Origin of the sequence: Streptomyces sp. NPDC005438 (genome assembly GCF_040606315.1) — a bacterium.
Lineage (GTDB): Bacteria > Actinomycetota > Actinomycetes > Streptomycetales > Streptomycetaceae > Streptomyces.
On record NZ_JBEXEP010000002.1, the window covers coordinates 384,812 to 402,037 of the forward strand.

A 17,226-nucleotide genomic window follows, 5' to 3' on the forward strand; every position below is an offset into this window, starting at 1 on the left:
GACCCGACCGGCCGCCCCCTCCCGGCCCTCCGCCCCACGTCAGCCCGGCGCCGCGCCCCGTCCCCCGTACGGGTACGTTCCCCGGCCCGGGTCGGGGGACCGCGCCGGCGGCCACCCCGAGCACCGGGAACCGGGAGGGGCCTGGGGCGCCCCCGGGAGCTGGACCAGTGGCCAGGACACCGGGGTGGGCGCCCCGTTGGTCGGCCAGCAGTCCGGTGGCGGGCCCCGGCAGGAGTATCTGGACGCCTTCGACGACTCCCGCTTCGGCACCGGTTCGACCTCCTGGACCGACCCCGACGAGGACGTCTTCGCCAAGGGCGCCCCCGACAGCCGGGTCCCCGGACCGCGTGGCGCCGAGCCGCCCCCCGACGACCCCGACGAGGAGCCGGCGGACACCCCCGCCCCGCAGCCCGAGCCCAAGGTGCTCGACACCGGCCAGCGGGGACGGCGTAGCCGGGCGTTCACCGGGGTGGCCGCCGCGGCGGTGACCACGGTGCTGTTGATGGTGGTGGCCGGACAGGTCACCGGACTGAACGGCTCCGACAAGCGGGACGACGGCCCACTGGCCGGCCCCACGCGGGCCGACCGGGGCGAGGCGGGGGAGGCGTCCCGCTCCCGGGGCCGCCCCAAGGGGCCGCCGCAGTTGCCGGCCGACAATCCCAAGGCCGACTACCAGGACCGTATGGCCACCCAGTTCGCCCTGGACCCGGACTCCACCGGCACCGGGAAGTTCCGTGCCGTGGCGGGGCACCAGAAGGCACCCGGCTCGGGCCCGGTCCTGCGCTACCGGGTGGACGTCGAGGGCGGTGTCCCCCTGAACGGCGAGCTGTTCGCCAAGGCGGTGCACAAGACCCTGAACGACAAGCGCAGTTGGGCCCACGGTGGTGCGCACGCCTTCGAGCGGGTCTCCAAGGGGCGGGCCGACTTCGTGATCACCCTGGCCAGTCCGGCCGGTACGGCGACCTGGTGCGCCAAGTCGGGCCTGGACACCACCCAGGACAACGTCTCCTGTGACTCGGCGTCCACCGAACGCGTCATGATCAACGGGTACCGCTGGGCCCAGGGCGCCCCCACCTTCGGCAAGGCCCGGATGCACGCCTACCGACAGATGCTGATCAACCACGAGGTGGGCCACCGGCTGGGGTACGGCCACGAGTCCTGCCCCAAGGACGGGGCGCTGGCTCCGGTGATGATGCAGCAGACCAAGTTCCTCCGTACCGGGGACCGCAACTGCCGGCCCAACGCCTGGCCGCACCCCTGACCCGGACCGGCCGCACCCCTGCTCCGCGCCCTCGCGGTGGGTGAGGGCGGGGAACCGTTCACGACTGGCGACTGACGGCCGCCGGTCCACGACCGGTCGATGGTGGCGCACGCCAACGGTCAACTCCCGGGGAAGTCACGACCTTTCACCCGTTCTGATGGTGCGACGGACAACCGTCCATCCACCGGGTGGGGTACGTGCTTACCGTCTCCGCGACATGTTCCACATCCGCGCCCCGCCGATGTGGACGAGCCGGAAGACGGATCGGGGGTAAGTCCGTGCGCGTTGCGCTGCTTACGGAGGGTGGCTACCCGTTCGCCAGTGGTGAGTCGCTGGTCTGGAGCGACCGGCTGATGCGCGGACTGGAGGGGCACGACTTCGCGGTGTACGCGCTGAGTCGCAGCGAGCGCCAGGAGCAGACCGGCTGGTGCCCGCTCCCGGAGAACGTCAGCCAGGTGCGCACCGCCCCGCTGTGGGGCCCGGTGCCCCCCGAGGTGGGCCGGCCCGTCCACGGCCGTGTCCGGTACGGACGCCGGGAGCGGCGCCGGTTCGCCGACTGCTACGCGGAGTTGGCCGCCGCCATCTGCTCGGTACGCCCACCGCCCGGCACCGACGGACCGCCGGGCAGCCCGCCCCGGGGGAGGGAACGGGACGACACCTGGCGGCCCAGCGCCCTGGCGGAACGTTTCGCGAACGGACTGTACGGGCTCGCCGAACTCGCCCTGGAAACCGGCGGGTTGCCCCAGGCGCTCCGCTCGGAACGGGCGCTGCACCTGCTGGAGACCACCTGCCGCACCCCCGGGGTGCCGCACCCGGTGCACGCCGCCCGGGTCAGCGACCTGCTGGCGGTGGCCGAACGACTGGAACGGGCACTGCGCCCGCTGTCCCTGGACTGGTACGAGGAGGACGGCCTCGGTTCGGCCGACATCTGCCACACCGTGGGCGCCGGCCCCGCCGCCCTGGGCGCCCTGCTCGCCAAGCGCCGGTACGGCACCCCCGTGCTGCTGACCGAGTACGGGGTACGGCTGCGCGAGCACTACCTGGTCAGCGCCGCCTCGGCCCGTGCCCCCCGCTCCGCCCGTGCCCCGGTCCGCGCCCTGCTCGGCGCCTTCCAACGGCTGCTGGCCCAGGAGGCGTACGCCCAGGCCCAGTTGATCACCCCCGGCACCGGTCACGCCCGTCGATGGCAGCGCCAGGCCGGGGCCGCGCGGGAACGCCTGCGCACCGTCTACCCCGGGGTGGCCCCCCAGTCGTTCGCCGCCCTGGGTGAGCGGACCGACAGCGGCCGACCCGGCGCGGAACCGGCCGAACCCACCCTGGTGTGGGTGGGCCGTTTCGAACCCGACCGGGACCTGGCCACCCTGCTGTACGCCTTCGCCGAACTGCGCCTGGAACACCCCGAGGCCCGCCTCCGGCTGGTCGGCACCTCCCCCTTCCCCGGCCCCGAACAGCGCCGCTACCGCGCGCACCTGCGGGAACTGGCGGCCATGCTGCTCGGGCCGGCCGCCTCGCCCACCACCGCCGGCGGGGTCACCTTCGAGGAGGTCGGCCAGGGTGAGGCCCGTACCCTCGCCGACGCCTACGCCGCCGGCTCGGTGTTCGTCCACCCCGGCGCCTCCGAGGACTTCCCGGTCAGCCTGGTGCGGGCGATGTTCTGCGGGCGGGCCGTCGTCGCCACCGACGTCGGAGCGGTACGCGAGGTGGTCGGCGGCACCGCCCTGCTGGCGCCCCCCGGCGACCCGCACGCCCTCGCCGAACACTGCGCCGCCCTGCTGCGCCACCCCGCGCGCCGGGCCCGGCTGGGCGCGGCGGCCCGTACCCGGGCCCTGGAACTGTTCACCGTGGAGCGCAACCTCGGCACCTTCCACGGGATCTACCTGGAGCTGATGTCCCACAGCCCGGTACGCCGCGACGACCCGGCCTCCCGGCAGGCCCACCCCGGGGCGCTGCCCTTCGCCCGCCCCGCCGAGTCGCATCTGCCCGGCCGCTGGGCCGGACCAGGCCGTGCCGCCGCCACCTCCGCGGCGGCCATGTCCGGGCACCGCCCCACCCCGGCCGCCGCACGGGACGGGCAGTGCCGGGCCGCCCTCGCGGCCCTCTCCCACCGAGCGGGCCACGGTGCGTCCCCGAGCGCGCCCCACGGACTGGAGGAAGCGTGAGGTCACCCGGACAGACCGAGACACCGAACTCCTCACCCTCCTGGGCGGAGGACGACCCCGGGCCGCCCCCCGAGTGGACCCCGGCGCGGACCTCGGCCGACCCGGTGCAGGGGATGCTGCGCCGGCACCGGCAGCTGTGCGAGCGCGCGGTGGACCCCTGGGAGATCGCGGCCGGACTGGAGGCGGCCGGCGTCGGCGAACGGACCGTGCACCGGCTGCGGCACCGCGACGTGTTCACCCTCGCCGAGGAGCTGTACGCCCGCCGTACCCCGGAGCCCGCCCCGACCGAGCAGGCGCCGGCCCCACCCGCGCCCGCCCCGGACCGGCCGGCCCCGGCGTGGTGGACGCCCTGCGCACCGCTGGCGGCGGCCGGTGGCGCGTGGCTGTGGTGGACCCGTTCCCTGGACTGGCCGTTACGGCTGGCACTGGGCGCCCCGCTGGCGCTGGCCCTGCTGTGGGCGCTGGACCGGCTGGCCCGTGAGCTGGCCCTGCCGGCCGGCGCGCGTCGCTGGGCCCTGTGGTCCCTGTGCGGGGCGGCGATGGCCCCCCTGCTGGGCGGCGGGCCCCAACTGGCCTGGGCGGCGGCCCCGTTGGGCCTGGCCCTGGCCGTGGGGCCGGCCCGCTGGCTGTGGTGGCGGTTCGTCCGGCTGGCCGCCCACGAGTTGGCCGGCAGCCGACGGCTGGCCGACTTCACCTCCCGTACCCGGCTCCTGCTCGCCCTGTCCGTGGGGTTGGCCGTGCTGGCCGGTGCGCTGGCCGCCGCCCTGGCCTGCCTGGCGCTGGGGTGGCCGGGGTCGGCGGTGTGGGCGTCGACGGCCGCGCTCGCCGGAGCCCTGGCCCTGGTCCCCCCGCTGACCCTCTACCAGGTCCACCCCCCCGTACTGCGGGCCCTGCGGCTGGCCGGTGCCGCCCAGGTGCTGGTGGTGGCGCTGGCCGTACTGGAGTGGCTGGTGCGCAGGTGGGGCGACCGTCCCGAGGGGCTGATCCCCTCGTCCTGGCCGTCCCCGCTGGGGCCGCCGGTGCGGCTGCTCGTCGGGGAGGGCGCCGGTCCGGTCTGGGCCTCGGCCGTGGTCCACGCCGCCCTGGCGCTGTTCCTCGCCGGGTGCGCCCTGCGGTCGGTGACCGTCGCCCACGTCCACCACCGTGACTCCTCCTGACTTCCTGACCCCCGAACCCCGGGTCCGACCCCGTTCCACCCCGTCCGTCACCACTCTTCGAGGAGCGATCCCTTGCCCCGCCTGACCGCCCGTCCACCACGCCGACCCCTGGCCGGCGCGTCACACGCCCGCCCCACCTCCGCGCCACGAGAGGAGACCCGCCGATGAGGGTGCTGCTGCTGGGAGCCAACGGCTTTCTGGGACGCTACGTCGCCGAACGCCTGTTGGCCGATCCCGCCGTCCAACTCACCACCCTGGGACGGCACGACGACGCCGACGTCCGCTTCGACCTGTCCACCGGAAGCCCCGGGGCCCTCTCCCGCTTCCTGGACGCGGTACACCCCGGGGTGGTGATCAACTGCGCCGGAGCCATCCGCGCCAACGCCCGGGACCTGACCCGCCACAACACGGTCGCGACCGCCACCGTCTGTGAGGCGCTGCGCCGCAGTGGCTGCGGCGCCCGGCTGGTGCACCTCGGCTGTGGCGCGGAGTACGGGCCGTCCCCGTCCGGCTCCTCCACCGGGGAGGACGCCCTGCCCCGGCCGGGCGGCCCGTACGGGGTGAGCAAACTGGCCGCCACCGAGCTGGTGTTGGGCTCCGGCCTGGACGCCGTGGTGCTGCGGGTGTTCTCCCCGGTGGGTTCCGGTACGCCGGCCGGGTCCCCCCTCGGGCGGTTGGCCGAGGCGATGCGCCGGGTGATGCAACACGGCGACGGTGACCTCCGGTTGGGCGGCCTCGCCGTGCAACGGGACTTCGTCGACGTACAGGACATCGCCCGGGCGGTGCACGCCGCCTCCCTGTCCGCCGCCCAGGGCGTGATCAACATCGGTTCGGGGCGGGCGGTGAAACTGCGCGAGGCGGCGGCGATGCTGGCCCGGGTGGCCGGCTTCAACGGCGCGCTGCACGAGATGGAGCCGCCGAGCCCGGGCAGCCGGATGATCCCCCAGCAGGCCACCGACTCCCCGGGCAGTCCCGGCGCCCAGCCCGCGCCCACCCACGCCCCCTATCCCGACGGTTGCGGCATCTGGCAGCAGGCCGACGTCCGTACCGCCCGGGACCGGTTGGGGTGGCGGCCACGCATCGGACTGGAGGAGTCGCTGGCGGACATCTGGATGGAGGCCGCGTGTCGCATCTGATCTCGCCCGGCCCCGTCTCGGCGGTGCACGCGGCGGACGGCCGGCTGGGGTTCGGGGTGCCGGGGTACGCCCACCCCATGCTGGCGCCCACCGAGTGGGCTGAGGTGTCCCGCCCGGGGGTACCGCTGCACTGGGTGGTGCTCAACGTCGACGGGGGGCCGGGCGACCGGCCCGACCCGTACTGGCACGCGGTGGCCCACCAGTTGCGGACCGGCCGGGAGAACCCGCCCGCCCTGCTGGGCCACCTGGACCTGGGGCGGGGCGCCCGGCCGCTGTCGGCCCTGCTGGCCGACGCCTGCCGCTACCGCGACTGGTACCGGGTGGACGGCTTCTACCTCGGCGACTGCCCGACCCAACGGGTGTGGCTGGGGGAGGTGAAGGCCCTGGCCGAGGCGGTGCGGGCACTGTACGAGGACCACGTGCGGCTGGTGCTGGGCCACGGCCGGCACCCCGACCCCGGGTACCTGGACGTGGGGGACCAGCTGGTGACCTTCCGGGGCCCCTGGTCGGAGTACCGCTGGTCACAGGTGGCCCGATGGACCGCCGACCACCTCCCGGAACGGTTCTGCCACCTGGTCCACGGGGTGCCGCCCACCCATCTGTCCGAGGCGCTCCGGGTGGCCCGCTGGCAGGGCGCCGGCACCGTCTACCTCACCGACCGCACCGCCTGGGACGGCGCCGACCCCTGGGAGTCGCTGCCCGGCTACTGGGACGAACTCGTCTCGATGGTCGGAACCGGTGTCTCGGAATGAGATAGCGCGTGGCAGTGTTACGGAAGACGCCCCTGCTCCCGGGCGGGGGCCTTCCCCCACAGCGGGGGATGCCGACGTCCGCCCCAGACCCAACGGAGTCCCCGTGTCGCTGCCACCCCTGGTCGAGCCGGCCGCAGAACTCACCGTCGACGAGGTCCGTAGGTACTCCCGCCACCTGATCATCCCGGACGTGGGGATGGACGGTCAGAAGCGGCTGAAGAACGCCAAGGTGCTGTGTGTGGGCGCCGGTGGCCTCGGTTCACCGGCCCTGATGTACCTGGCCGCCGCCGGGGTGGGCACCCTGGGCATCGTGGAGTTCGACGAGGTCGACGAGTCCAACCTCCAACGGCAGATCATCCACAGCCAGTCCGACATCGGGCGTCCCAAGGCGGAGTCCGCCCGGGACACCGTGCTGGGCATCAACCCCCACACCCGGGTCGTCCTCCACCAGGAGCGGCTGGACTCCTCCAACGTGATGGAGATGTTCGCCGACTACGACCTGATCCTGGACGGCACCGACAACTTCGCCACCCGGTACCTGGTCAACGACGCCTGCGTGCTGCTGGGCAAGCCCTACGTGTGGGGCTCCATCTACCGCTTCGACGGCCAGGCCTCGGTGTTCTGGGCCGAGCACGGCCCCTGCTACCGCTGCCTGTACCCCGAGCCCCCGCCGCCCGGCATGGTGCCCAGCTGCGCCGAGGGCGGCGTCCTCGGGGTGCTGTGCTCCTCGGTCGGTTCCATCCAGGTCACCGAGGCGATCAAGCTGCTCGCCGGAGTGGGCGACCCCCTGCTGGGCCGGCTGATGATCTACGACGCCCTGGAGATGACCTACCGCCAGGTCAAGGTCCGCAAGGACCCCGAGTGCGCGGTCTGCGGCAAGAACCCCACGGTCACCGAGCTGATCGACTACGAGGCGTTCTGCGGTGTGGTCTCGGACGAGGCTCAGGAGGCCGCCGCCGACTCCACCATCACCCCCACCCAGCTCAAGCAGTGGGTGGACTCCGGGGAGAACGTGGAGATCATCGACGTACGGGAGCCCAACGAGTACGAGATCGTCTCCATCCCGGGCGCCAAGCTGATCCCCAAGAACGAGTTCCTGATGGGCAACGCCCTCCAGGACCTGCCCCAGGACAAGAAGATCGTCCTGCACTGCAAGACGGGTGTCCGATCCGCGGAAGTGCTGGCGGTGTTGAAGAACGCCGGCTTCGCCGACGCGGTCCACGTCGGCGGCGGCGTCATCGGCTGGGTCCACCAGATCGAACCCGACAAGCCCGTCTACTGATCACCGCTGCCCCGGGGTGCCACCGCGACGCGGGCGGCACCCCGGCAGTGTGTCCGGCTCCCTCGTGGGTTCCGCGCCCGGCCGCCGGGCGGCCTCCGCCAACCGTGGCTGCCGGGCTCCCCGCTCACCGGGCTCTCGGGGCCCGGCCGTACCCCGGAACCCGGGCGAGGGGTCACCGCCCGGTGCCGCAGGTCGTGCCGTCCCGGGGAAGCCGGCCGGTCAGCAGGTACCGCTCGACGTGCTGGCGGACACAGGGGTCGCCGGCACTCCAGGCGCCGTGCCCCTCCCCCTGGTACGTCAGTTGCCGCGTCCGCTGGTTGCCGAGGGCCTGCCGCATGTGGTCGGTGCCCGGGTACGGGGTGGCCGGGTCACCGGTGGTCCCCACCAGCAGGACCGGGCCGGCCGAGGGGGCGGACACCACGGGCTGGTCGCTGTCCGAGGGGGTCGGCCAGCCCTCGCAGCGGGCCCCGGACCAGGCGGCCGTCGGGCCGAACAGCGGCGCCTGTCGGGCGAACGCCGAGGCCGTGGACCGCAGCTTCGCCAGGTCCGGCCGGCTGGTGGAGTCGGCGCAGCCGACCGCCACCATCGCCGCCGCGCCGTGGTCGTAACTCCCCTGTGGGCCGCGCCCGTTGAGCAGGTCCGCCAGCCGCAGCAGGGGTCTGCCGTCGCCCGCCCGCGCCCTCGCCAGCGCGTGGGTCAGCGGGCCCCACAGGTCCTTGCCGTACAGGCCCTGGGCGAGGCCGTCCCGGGCCAGGGAGGCGGTCAGCCTCCGGCCTCCGGGTACCGGCAGGGGGCGGTCCTCCAGGTGCCGCAGCAGTGCGGCCACCCGCTGTCGGGCCCGCCCGGGATCCTCGCCCAGGGGGCAGGCGACCCGTCGCCCGGCGCAGTCCCGCAACGCGTGGTCCAGGGCCTGTTCGAAGCCCCGGGCCTGGGCCAGGGAACCGGCGGCCGGGCCCAGCGTCGGGTCGACCACCCCGTCCCACACGGTGCGCCCGGTGTGCTGGGGGAACAGGTGGGCGTAGACGGCGCCCAGCAGGCTGCCGTAGGAGAAACCGAGGTAGTGCAGCTTCCGTTGGCCCAGTGCCCGGCGTAACAGGTCCAGGTCGCGGGCGGTGTTGGCGGTGGTCAGGTGCGGTAGCAGCGAGGCGTCGGAGCGGTGCCGGCAGGCGGCGGCGAACCGCCGTTGCCCCTCCAGCAGTCGTCGGGCCTCCCGAGCGGTGTCCGGGCTGCCGTCGAAGGACAGGTGCCGGTCCATGGCGCGGTCGGTGAGACAGCGCACGCCCCGGCTGGCGCCCACCCCCCGGGGGTCGAAGCTGACCAGGTCGTACCGTCGGTGCAGCCGCGTGTAGGCGTCGCCCGTCGCGGGCAGGGTGGCCACCCCGGAGGCGCCGGGGCCACCGAAGTTGACCACCAGGGCCGGGCGGTGGGCTCGCCCCTCGGCCGACCCGGCCCTCGCCCGGACGACCCGCATCGGCAGGGTGGCGCCGTGGGGGCGGGCGTAGTCCACCGGCACCCGTACCGTGGCGCACTCCCAGCGGGTGCCGTCCGGGAGGGGCCGGGGCCTGCCCTGGCCCTCGGAGGGGGAGCACCCGCCCCAGTCGGGTCGCTGCCCGGTCAGCGCGCCGGGTAGCGACCCCGGTGGTGACCCGGACGGCGCGCCCTGGTCGTCACCGCTGGCCGGCGCCTGTTCCAGACCGCACCCGAGGGTCAGCGCCAGCAGCAGCCACACCGCTGACGCCCGGGCCAGCGGGTGGCGCTGTGTCAGGTGCGGTCGGCGCATCGAACCTCCGTTGCCGTGATCCACTCCAGCCTGGGGTCCGTCGGTCGGCCGCGCCCGCCGTGCGGGGCGTACGGGTGGACCGCGCCCCTCGCCGGCTGTGGCCGTCGGGCCGGGCCCCCGGGGTGACCCGCGGCCCCGGGATGCCCGGGGTGGAGGAGAGGGATGGCCACCCGTACGGGGACAATGGGCGACGTGCGTTATCGCGTCCTCGGTACCACCCAGGCCCTTCGCCCCGACGGCGACGTTCTGAACGTCGGCGGGCCCCGTCTGCGCACCCTGCTCACCGCGCTCGCCCTCCGCCCCGGCCGTACCGTCCCGGTGACCACCCTGGTGGACGAGGTGTGGGGCGCCGACCTCCCCGCCGACGCCCCGGCCGCCCTCCAGGCGCTGGTGGGGCGACTGCGCCGCGCCCTCGGCCCGGAGCACGTCGCCTCCGTCAACGGCGGCTACCAACTGTGCGCCGAGGCCGACCAGATCGACGTCCACCGCTTCGAGCGCCTCGCCCGCGAGGGCGCCCGCGCCCTCGCCGACGGCGACCCCGACAAGGCGGCGCCGCTACTGGCCGAGGCCCTGGACCTGTGGCGGGAACCGGCCCTGGCCGACCTGCCGGACCGTGACCTGTGGGCACCGCGCTGGGAGGCGCTGCGCGAGGAGGCCGCCCGGCACCGGCTGGCCGCCTCGGTGGCCCTCGGGGACGCCGAGTGGGCGTTGCCGGAACTGACCGCCCTGTGCGAGGCCCGCCCGCTGGACGAGCCCTTGCAGGCGCTGAGGCTGCGGGCCCTGCGGGACACCGGCCGTACCGCCGCCGCCCTGGCGGACTACGAACGGCTGCGCCGGGAGCTGCTCGATCGACTCGGCACCGACCCGGGGGCCGAACTCCGGGCGCTGCACCAGGAGTTGCTGCGGGCCGAGGCCCCCGTCGAGGCGCCCCTGGACGTCGGCGCCCCGCCGCCGGGCAACCTGCGGGCCCGGTTGACGTCCTTCGTGGGGCGGCAGGACGACCTGCGCGCGGTACGGGAGGACCTGGGGCGGGCCCGGCTGGTGACCCTGCTGGGCCCCGGGGGAGCGGGCAAGACCCGGTTGTCCCAGGAGGTCGCCGACGGGCTGGTGGAGGCGCCGGCGGACGGGGTGTGGCTGGTCGAACTCGCCCCGGTGGACGACCCGGAGGCGGTGCCGGGCGCGGTGCTCAGCGCCCTGGGCGCACGGGACGCGGTACTGCGCGGCGCCGGCGCGGAGGAACTGCGGGCGGCCACCGAGCGGCAGGGGCAGGCGCCGCTGAACCACCTGATCGAGCACTGCGCCACCCGGCGGATGCTGCTGATCCTGGACAACTGCGAGCACCTGGTCACGGAGGTGGCCCGGCTGGTGGAGTCGCTGTTGGAGCACTGTCCCCGGTTGACGGTGCTGGCCACCAGTCGCGAACCCCTGGGCGTACCGGGGGAGTTGGTGCGGCCGGTCGAGCCCCTGCCGGAGCCGATGGCGCTACGGCTGTGGGCCGAGCGGGGCGCCCAGGCGCGCCCGGGGTTCCGGGTGGAGGAGGACGTGGCGGCGGCCACCGAACTGGTGCGGCGGCTGGACGGGTTGCCGCTGGCCATCGAACTGGCCGCCGCCCGGCTGCGGATGCTCACCCCCCGGCAGATCGCCGACCGGCTGGACGACCGTTTCCGGCTGCTGTCCAGCGGGGCGCCGCGTAGCGCGCTGCCCCGCCAGCAGACCCTGCGCTCGGTGGTCGACTGGTCCTGGGACCTGCTGGACGAGGACGAGCGGCGGGCACTGCGCCGGCTGTCGGTGTTCGCCGGCGGCTGTGACCTGGAGGCGGCCGAGTCGGTGTGCGGGGCGGGTGCCCTGGAGCTGCTGGGCTCGCTGGTGGACAAGTCGCTGGTGGTGGCCGACCCCTCGGGGGCGGGCGGCAGGATGCGCTACCGGCTGCTGGAGACGGTCGCCGAGTACGCCTCGGAGCGGCTGCGGGAGGCCGACGACCGGGTCGAGGCCGAGCGCGCCCACCTGGTCCACTACCGCGAGATGGCCCGCACCACCGACCCGCTGCTGCGCGGTTCCGGGCAGCAGGCGGCCAACGAGCGGTTCGCCGAGGAGTACGAGAACCTCCGTACCGCCCTGCGGCGTGCCGTGGAGTGGCGGGACGAGCAGGAGGCGCTGTGCCTGGTGCTGTCCCTGTGCCTGTACTGGCTGATGCGCGACCTGCGGTTCGACGCCCGCCACTGGTCGCGGGAGGTCGGGGCGCTGGGCCCGGACCCGTTCGCCGCCCCGCTGCGCCGGGCCGAGCCGCTGTACGAGCGGTGTACCGACCATCCTCCGCCGATGCGCGGGGAGGTGCTGTGGGAGGCCCGGCGCGGGGTGCACCTGAACCACATGGCCTGTATGAACGTCGAGTTGGAGAGCTGGCGTTCGGGCACGGCCCGGGCGCGGCTGGAGCGGATGGCCCGGGCTTACGACTCCGACATGCCCCAGATCTGCTGGCCGCCGAGCAACGTGTGGTTCTTCTCGGTGCTGGTGCAGGGCGACTTCGACCGGCTGCAGGAGATCATGGACGGCAGCATCGCCACCAGCCGACGGCTGGGCCTGGACTGGGAGTTGGCGACCCTGCTCCAGCTGCGGGCCAACCTGTTGGCCAACCGCACCGACTGGGCCGGTGACGCGGTACGGGACGCGGAGGAGTCCCTGGCCGTCTTCCTGCGGCTGGACAACCCCTGGGGCGCGGCCGAGGCGCTGTCGGCCCGGGGTGAGGCCCACGAGTGGGAGGGCCAGTTCGAGCGGGCGGCCCGCGACTACCGGCAGGCCATCGAGGCCTCCCGCAGCCTCGGGGCGGAGATCCAGGTCGCGGTGCTGCGGGCCCGGTTGGGCAACGTGCTGTTCGAGACCGGCCAGGAGGAACGGGGCGAGGCGCTGCTGCGCGAGGTGGTCAACCAGCGGTATGGGGTGGTCAGCGAGGTGATGCCGGTGGCCCGGCTGTTCCTCGCCACCCACCTCGGCTACCAGGGGCGCACCGCCGAGGCCCGCGAGGAGATGAGGCGGTTGGAGGGCGAGTTCCCCGACTCGTCCTCGCTGCTGTTCGAGGGGTTCACCCTCGGCATCCTGGCCTGGCTGGATGTCCTGGACGGGGAGGTCACCTCCAGCCTGGAGCTGGCCCGCCGGGCGGCGCTGTCCGCCGAGGACCCGGTGTCCCGGCTGATGGCGCCCCACATGGCGGCGGTCCACCTGTCGGTGGGCGCCCTGGGACTGGCCCGGCTGGGGGTGCCGGAGCGGGTGGTGGACGGGGCCCGGGTGCTGGGCGCCGTGGACGCCCGGTTGCCGCCCGGTCACTACCGCAGCCGCAGCGAGCGGAGGCTGCGGTCCCAGGCCGAGGAGGAGGTACGGGCCCGACTGGACCCGGACGCCTACCGCGCCGCCTACGCCGAGGGCGGCGGCCTGACCGTGGGCCAGGCCGCCGCCCTGTTGTGACCCCGGGGGTCCGGTTCAGCTCTTGGTGCGGAACTTGTGGATGGCCACCGGGGCCACCAGCACCGTCAGTCCCACCGTCCAGCCCAGGGTCATCGCCACGTCCCGGGCCACCGCGCCCCCGGTCATCAGCCCCCGGGAGGCGTCCGCCAGCGCGGACAGCGGGTTGTAGTCGGTGAAGGTCCGCAGCCAGCCGGGCATCGACTCCGGCGGGGCGAAGATCGAGGAGCCGAACTGGAGCGGCATCAGCACCAGGAAGCCCATCGACTGGATGGCCTGGGCGCTGTTCATCACCACGCCCATGGTGATGAAGATCCACATCAGCGAGGTGCCGAACAGGGTCGCCAGCGCGATGGCCAGGAACATCCCGGGCACGTTGGACACCGACAGGCCCAGGGAGAAGCCCACCGCCAGCAGGATGGCGGTGGCCACCAGCATCCGGCCGACCTCCACCACGATCTTGGCGATCAGTACCGAGGAGCGCGCGATCGGCAGCGAACGGAACCGGTCCATCACCCCGGTCTGGAAGTCCTGGTTGAAGCCGGTGCCCACGCCCATGGCCAGGTTGAGGCCCATCATGGCCATCAGCCCGGGCACCACGTAGCTGACGTACTCGTCCCGCCGGTCCGCGCCGGCGATGGCCCCGCCGAAGACGAACACGAACAGCAGGGTCAGCACGATCGGCATCAGCACCGCGTCGAACATCGACTCCGGGTCCTTGCGGATCCACAGCAGGTTGCGGCGTACCAGCGCGCCGATGTGCCGTAGCTGGGCGCGCGGCCCGATACGGGCGTCCACCGTCGAGACGTCCACCGGCCCCGTGGGGTGCGGGTCGGCGCTGGGGGTCAGGGTGCTCATACGGCCACCTCCATCGGCTCGGCGGGTTCCTCGGCCGGGGTCGCGCGGTGGCCGGTCAGGGACAGGAACACCTCGTCCAGGCTGGGCAGTTCGGTGTGGATGTCGGACAGGGGGACCCGGCGTTCGGCCAGGACGGCGACCACCGCGGTGAGCTGCTCGTCGCTGAGGATCGGCACCAGCAGGGTCCGCTTGGGCTCGTCGACGGTCACCCGGGGCAGTCCGGTCAGGCCGCTCTCGTCCAGGTACCGCGCGGTGGTCCGCAACTGTTCCGGGTCGTCGATCCGCACCCGCAGGGTCCGGCCGCCGACCTGGGCCTTCAGCTCCCCGATCCCCCCGCCGGCGATCACCCGGCCGGCGTCGACCACGGTCAGGGCGTGGGCGAGCTGCTCGGCCTCCTCCATGTACTGGGTGGTGAGCAGTACGGTCACCCCGTCCCCGACCAGTCGGCGGACCTCCTGCCACACCTCGTTGCGGGTGTGCGGGTCCAGGCCGGTGGTCGGCTCGTCCAGGAACAGCACCGAGGGCCGGCCGATCATGGAGGCGGCCAGGTCCAGCCGGCGGCGCATCCCGCCCGAGTAGGTGCCGGCGACCCTGCGGGCGGCGTCGGTGAGCCCGAAGCGCTCCAGCAACGTGTCCGCCCGTCGCCGGGCCTCCCGTCGGGGGAGGTCCAGCAGCCGTCCGATGAGGTAGAGGTTCTCCCAGCCGGACAGTTTCTCGTCCACCGAGGCGTACTGCCCGGTCAGGCCGATCACCTTGCGCAGCTGCACCGGCTGCCGTACCACGTCGAAGCCGGCCACCAGGGCCGATCCGGCGTCCGGCCGCAGCAGGGTGGACAGGCAGCGCACCAGGGTGGTCTTGCCCGCCCCGTTGGGGCCCAGCACCCCGTGCACCGTGCCCTCGGGCACGTCCAGGTCGACCCCGTCCAGGGCCTTGGTCTCCCCGAAGTGCTTGACCAGCCCCCGTACGGTGACCGCCGAACCGGGGGAGGGGTTCTCGAATCGCGTCATGGGGCCACCCTCGCAGCGTTCACCGACAGGGCACCGACAGCCGGCCGACAGTCGCCGACAGCCGTGACGGTTCGCCGACGGCCCGGGCCCCGGCCCGGTCGGCGGCTCACTGCCGGGTGTGGTGCCCCAGCCAGCGGCCCCGCAGGGTGAACAGCACCAGCCCGGCCAGTACCAGCAGCAGCAGCGACAGCGCGGTGGCCCCGGCCGGGTCGTTCTGCAACAGCATGAACACCTCCAGCGGCAGGGTGCGGGTGACACCGGGCAGGTTGCCGGCGAAGGTGATGGTGGCACCGAACTCGCCCAGGGCCCGCGCCCAGCACAGCACCGACCCGGCCAGCAGGGCGGGCAGCACCATCGGCAGGGTCACCGACCAGAAGGTGCGCAGCGGCCCGGCGCCCATGGTGGCCGCCGCCTCCTCGTACCGGGGGTCGACCCCGACCAGGGCGCCCTCCAGACTGATCACCAGGAACGGCAGTGACACGAAGGTGGCCGCGACCACCGCCGCCGCCGTGGTGAAGGGGAGGGAGACGCCCACGGCCTCCAGGGGCCCGCTCAGCACGCCCCGTCGGCCGAAGCCCTGGAAGAGGGCCACCCCGGCCACGGTGGGCGGCAGCACCATCGGCAGCATCACCAGCGCGCGGACCAGGGACCGGCCCCGGAAGGTGCCCCGGGCCAGCAGCCACGCCAGCGGTACGCCCAGCAGCAGCGACAGCAGCAGCGCCCAGCCGGAGACCAGCAGCGACAGGCCCAGGGCCTGGAGCACCTCGGGGTCGGTGAGCCGTCGTACCAGGCTGGACCAGGGCGCCCGGGTCACCACCCCCACCAGGGGGGTCAGCAGGAACAGCACGGCGAACCCGGCGGGCACCAGCAGGGTCAGCGGTGGCCGCCGGGCCACGCCGGGCCCGGAGCGGGTGGGGGTCATGCCGGTACGGGCGAGCGGCGTGACGCGTCCGGGAGGCGTTCCGGCGTTCCCGGGTGGTCGGACGAACAGCCCCCCGGCTCTGTTCGTCCGACCACCCCGACGGACGCCGGCGCGCGGTGGCGGGCGTCGTACGGGGGCCGGGCGCCCGGGGCCGGGCGGCTCACGGCTTCTCGAAGCCCTGGTCGGCCAGGTGGCGCCAACCCTTGGCGGAGGACAGCCACTTGGTGTACTCGCGGGCCTGCTCGGGATGCTTGGAGTTCTTGAGGGTGGCCGCCGGGTAGGACGCCAGCGCGTTCTGCTCGGTGGGGATGGCCACTTCGGCCACCTTGCCCTTGGCGCTGTGGGCGTCGGTGACGTACACGATCCCGGCGTCCGCCTCGTCCAGTCGCACCTTGCTCAGCACGGCTCGTACGTTGGCCTCCTCGGAGGCCGGCTTGACGTTGACCCGCTCCTTCTTCAGCACCTGCCGGGCGTAGTTGCCGACCGGTACGTCAGGGGCGCCCAGCACCACCTTCAGCCCCGAACGGGACAGGTCCTTCAGGGAGTTGACCTTCTCGGGGTTGCCCTTGGGGGTGACGATGGTCAGCCGGTTCCTGGCGATGACCTTCGGCGTACCGGTGTCCTTGTCGAGCTTGTCCATGGTCGGCTGGTCGGCGGTCACCAGCACGTCGGCCGGTACGCCCTGCCGTACCTGGGCGGCCAGTTCCTGGGAGCCGGCGAAGGAGAAGCGCAGCCGGACGTCGGGGTGCTCCTTCTCGAAGCTGGCCTTGCCCTTCTCGAAGGCGTCCGTCAACGAGGCCGCCGCCAGCACCGTGATGGTGCGTCTGTCGCCGCCGTTGTCGCCGGAGTCCTTGTCCGAGCCTCCGCAGCCGGTCAGTGGTACCAGCAGGGCCAGTACCGCGGCCCCGGTCCAGGTGGTCAACGTACGGCGTCGGGTGGGGAGTCGGTGTATCGGAACGCGGACCGTCATCAGGGGATGCCCTTCGGCTCGGAGATGGCTCGGGGTGCCTCGCGGGTCGTTCGGTTCACGGCAGGTCGATGTGGACGTTGGTGGACTTCACTCGTGCCACCGCCTCCATCCCGACGGTCAGCCCCAGTTCCTCAACGGCCTCCCGGGTCAGCAGGGACACCAGCCGGTGCGGGCCGGCCTGCACCTCGACCTGGGCGGCGATGTCGCCGACCTTGACCGCGGTGATGATCCCGGGGAAGGCGTTGCGGACGCTGGTGTAGTTGTCCGCGTCGTCGCCGTCGTCGGCCAGGGCCACCGCGAAGGCGGCCAGGTCGGCGCCCTCGATCTGACGCTTGCCGGCGCCGTCCCGCGAGGTGGGGAGGCGGCCACTGTCAGCCCAGCGGCGCACGGTGTCGGGGCTGACGCCCAGCAACCGCGCGGCCCGCCCGATGGAGTACGCGCACATGCCGCGAGATTACGGGTGCCCACCTCGCAACAGCAAGGCCA

Annotated in this window: 13 protein-coding genes; 7 read left to right on the forward strand and 6 right to left on the reverse strand. The window is 74.1% G+C overall.

Annotated elements, in window-relative coordinates; genetic code table 11:
* The first annotated feature begins 184 nt into the window (after positions 1-184).
* The 6 genes from ABZT14_RS06520 (at position 185) to moeZ (ending at position 7,747) form a co-directional block, all read left to right on the forward strand.
* Positions 185-1,261, forward strand: coding sequence for a DUF3152 domain-containing protein (locus ABZT14_RS06520; RefSeq protein WP_356297911.1), 1,077 nt, complete (start codon positions 185-187; stop codon positions 1,259-1,261).
* Between the two features lie 278 nt (positions 1,262-1,539).
* On the forward strand, positions 1,540-3,420 hold the full coding sequence (locus ABZT14_RS06525) for a DUF3492 domain-containing protein (protein ID WP_356297913.1): 1,881 nt from the start codon (positions 1,540-1,542) through the stop codon (positions 3,418-3,420).
* Positions 3,417-4,577: a hypothetical protein gene (locus tag ABZT14_RS06530; protein WP_356297915.1), complete on the forward strand. Its 1,161-nt coding sequence runs from the start codon at positions 3,417-3,419 to the stop codon at positions 4,575-4,577. Before ABZT14_RS06525 ends, ABZT14_RS06530 begins: the two co-directional genes overlap by 4 nt.
* A 164-nt stretch (positions 4,578-4,741) precedes the next feature.
* The gene (locus ABZT14_RS06535; protein WP_356297917.1) at positions 4,742-5,713 is read left to right on the forward strand and encodes an NAD-dependent epimerase/dehydratase family protein; all 972 of its coding nucleotides are present in this window, start codon (positions 4,742-4,744) and stop codon (positions 5,711-5,713) included.
* Complete coding sequence (locus ABZT14_RS06540) at positions 5,710-6,465, forward strand: spherulation-specific family 4 protein (protein ID WP_356298546.1); 756 nt, start codon at positions 5,710-5,712, stop codon at positions 6,463-6,465. Before ABZT14_RS06535 ends, ABZT14_RS06540 begins: the two co-directional genes overlap by 4 nt.
* Positions 6,466-6,568: 103 nt before the next feature.
* Positions 6,569-7,747, forward strand: coding sequence for an adenylyltransferase/sulfurtransferase MoeZ (gene moeZ, locus ABZT14_RS06545; RefSeq protein ID WP_356297919.1), 1,179 nt, complete (start codon positions 6,569-6,571; stop codon positions 7,745-7,747).
* Between the two features lie 172 nt (positions 7,748-7,919).
* Here moeZ and ABZT14_RS06550 read toward each other — a convergent pair whose 3' ends face one another.
* Positions 7,920-9,527 (reverse strand): alpha/beta hydrolase, encoded by a 1,608-nt coding sequence (locus ABZT14_RS06550; RefSeq protein ID WP_356297921.1) that lies wholly within the window; start codon positions 9,525-9,527, stop codon positions 7,920-7,922.
* Positions 9,528-9,710: 183 nt separating this feature from the next.
* Between ABZT14_RS06550 and ABZT14_RS06555 the strand changes: the two genes are divergently transcribed.
* On the forward strand, positions 9,711-12,986 hold the full coding sequence (locus tag ABZT14_RS06555; RefSeq protein WP_356298547.1) for a BTAD domain-containing putative transcriptional regulator: 3,276 nt from the start codon (positions 9,711-9,713) through the stop codon (positions 12,984-12,986).
* Positions 12,987-13,001: 15 nt separating this feature from the next.
* Here ABZT14_RS06555 and ABZT14_RS06560 read toward each other — a convergent pair whose 3' ends face one another.
* The 5 genes from ABZT14_RS06560 to ABZT14_RS06580 all read right to left on the reverse strand — a co-directional run bounded on the left by ABZT14_RS06560 (position 13,002) and on the right by ABZT14_RS06580 (position 17,185).
* A complete protein-coding gene (locus ABZT14_RS06560) occupies positions 13,002-13,841 on the reverse strand; it encodes an ABC transporter permease (protein WP_356297923.1) in 840 nt (279 codons plus the stop codon).
* Positions 13,838-14,848, reverse strand: a complete 1,011-nt coding sequence (locus ABZT14_RS06565; RefSeq protein ID WP_356297925.1) for an ATP-binding cassette domain-containing protein — start codon at positions 14,846-14,848, stop codon at positions 13,838-13,840. The genes ABZT14_RS06560 and ABZT14_RS06565 overlap by 4 nt, the downstream gene beginning before the upstream one ends.
* Before the next feature lie 106 nt (positions 14,849-14,954).
* Entirely contained in the window at positions 14,955-15,770 is an 816-nt protein-coding gene (locus ABZT14_RS06570) for an ABC transporter permease (RefSeq protein ID WP_356297927.1), read from the reverse strand.
* A 160-nt stretch (positions 15,771-15,930) separates the two neighbouring features.
* Positions 15,931-16,740, reverse strand: coding sequence for a molybdate ABC transporter substrate-binding protein (modA, locus tag ABZT14_RS06575; protein ID WP_356297929.1), 810 nt, complete (start codon positions 16,738-16,740; stop codon positions 15,931-15,933).
* 55 nt (positions 16,741-16,795) lie between these two features.
* Complete coding sequence (locus tag ABZT14_RS06580; RefSeq protein ID WP_356297931.1) at positions 16,796-17,185, reverse strand: helix-turn-helix transcriptional regulator; 390 nt, start codon at positions 17,183-17,185, stop codon at positions 16,796-16,798.
* Between the last annotated feature and the right edge of the window lie 41 nt (positions 17,186-17,226).

What these genes read in the sequence shown, in the direction of transcription:
- ABZT14_RS06535 (WP_356297917.1), top strand. Translation starts at nt 4,742, where the DNA reads ATGAGGGTGCTGCTGCTGGGAGCCAACGGCTTTCTGGGACGCTACGTC.
- ABZT14_RS06550 (WP_356297921.1), bottom strand. Translation starts at nt 9,527, where the DNA reads ATGCGCCGACCGCACCTGACACAGCGCCACCCGCTGGCCCGGGCGTCA.
- ABZT14_RS06555 (WP_356298547.1), top strand. Translation starts at nt 9,711, where the DNA reads ATGGGCGACGTGCGTTATCGCGTCCTCGGTACCACCCAGGCCCTTCGC.
- ABZT14_RS06560 (WP_356297923.1), bottom strand. Translation starts at nt 13,841, where the DNA reads ATGAGCACCCTGACCCCCAGCGCCGACCCGCACCCCACGGGGCCGGTG.
- ABZT14_RS06565 (WP_356297925.1), bottom strand. Translation starts at nt 14,848, where the DNA reads ATGACGCGATTCGAGAACCCCTCCCCCGGTTCGGCGGTCACCGTACGG.
- ABZT14_RS06570 (WP_356297927.1), bottom strand. Translation starts at nt 15,770, where the DNA reads ATGACCCCCACCCGCTCCGGGCCCGGCGTGGCCCGGCGGCCACCGCTG.
- modA (WP_356297929.1), bottom strand. Translation starts at nt 16,740, where the DNA reads ATGACGGTCCGCGTTCCGATACACCGACTCCCCACCCGACGCCGTACG.
- ABZT14_RS06580 (WP_356297931.1), bottom strand. Translation starts at nt 17,185, where the DNA reads ATGTGCGCGTACTCCATCGGGCGGGCCGCGCGGTTGCTGGGCGTCAGC.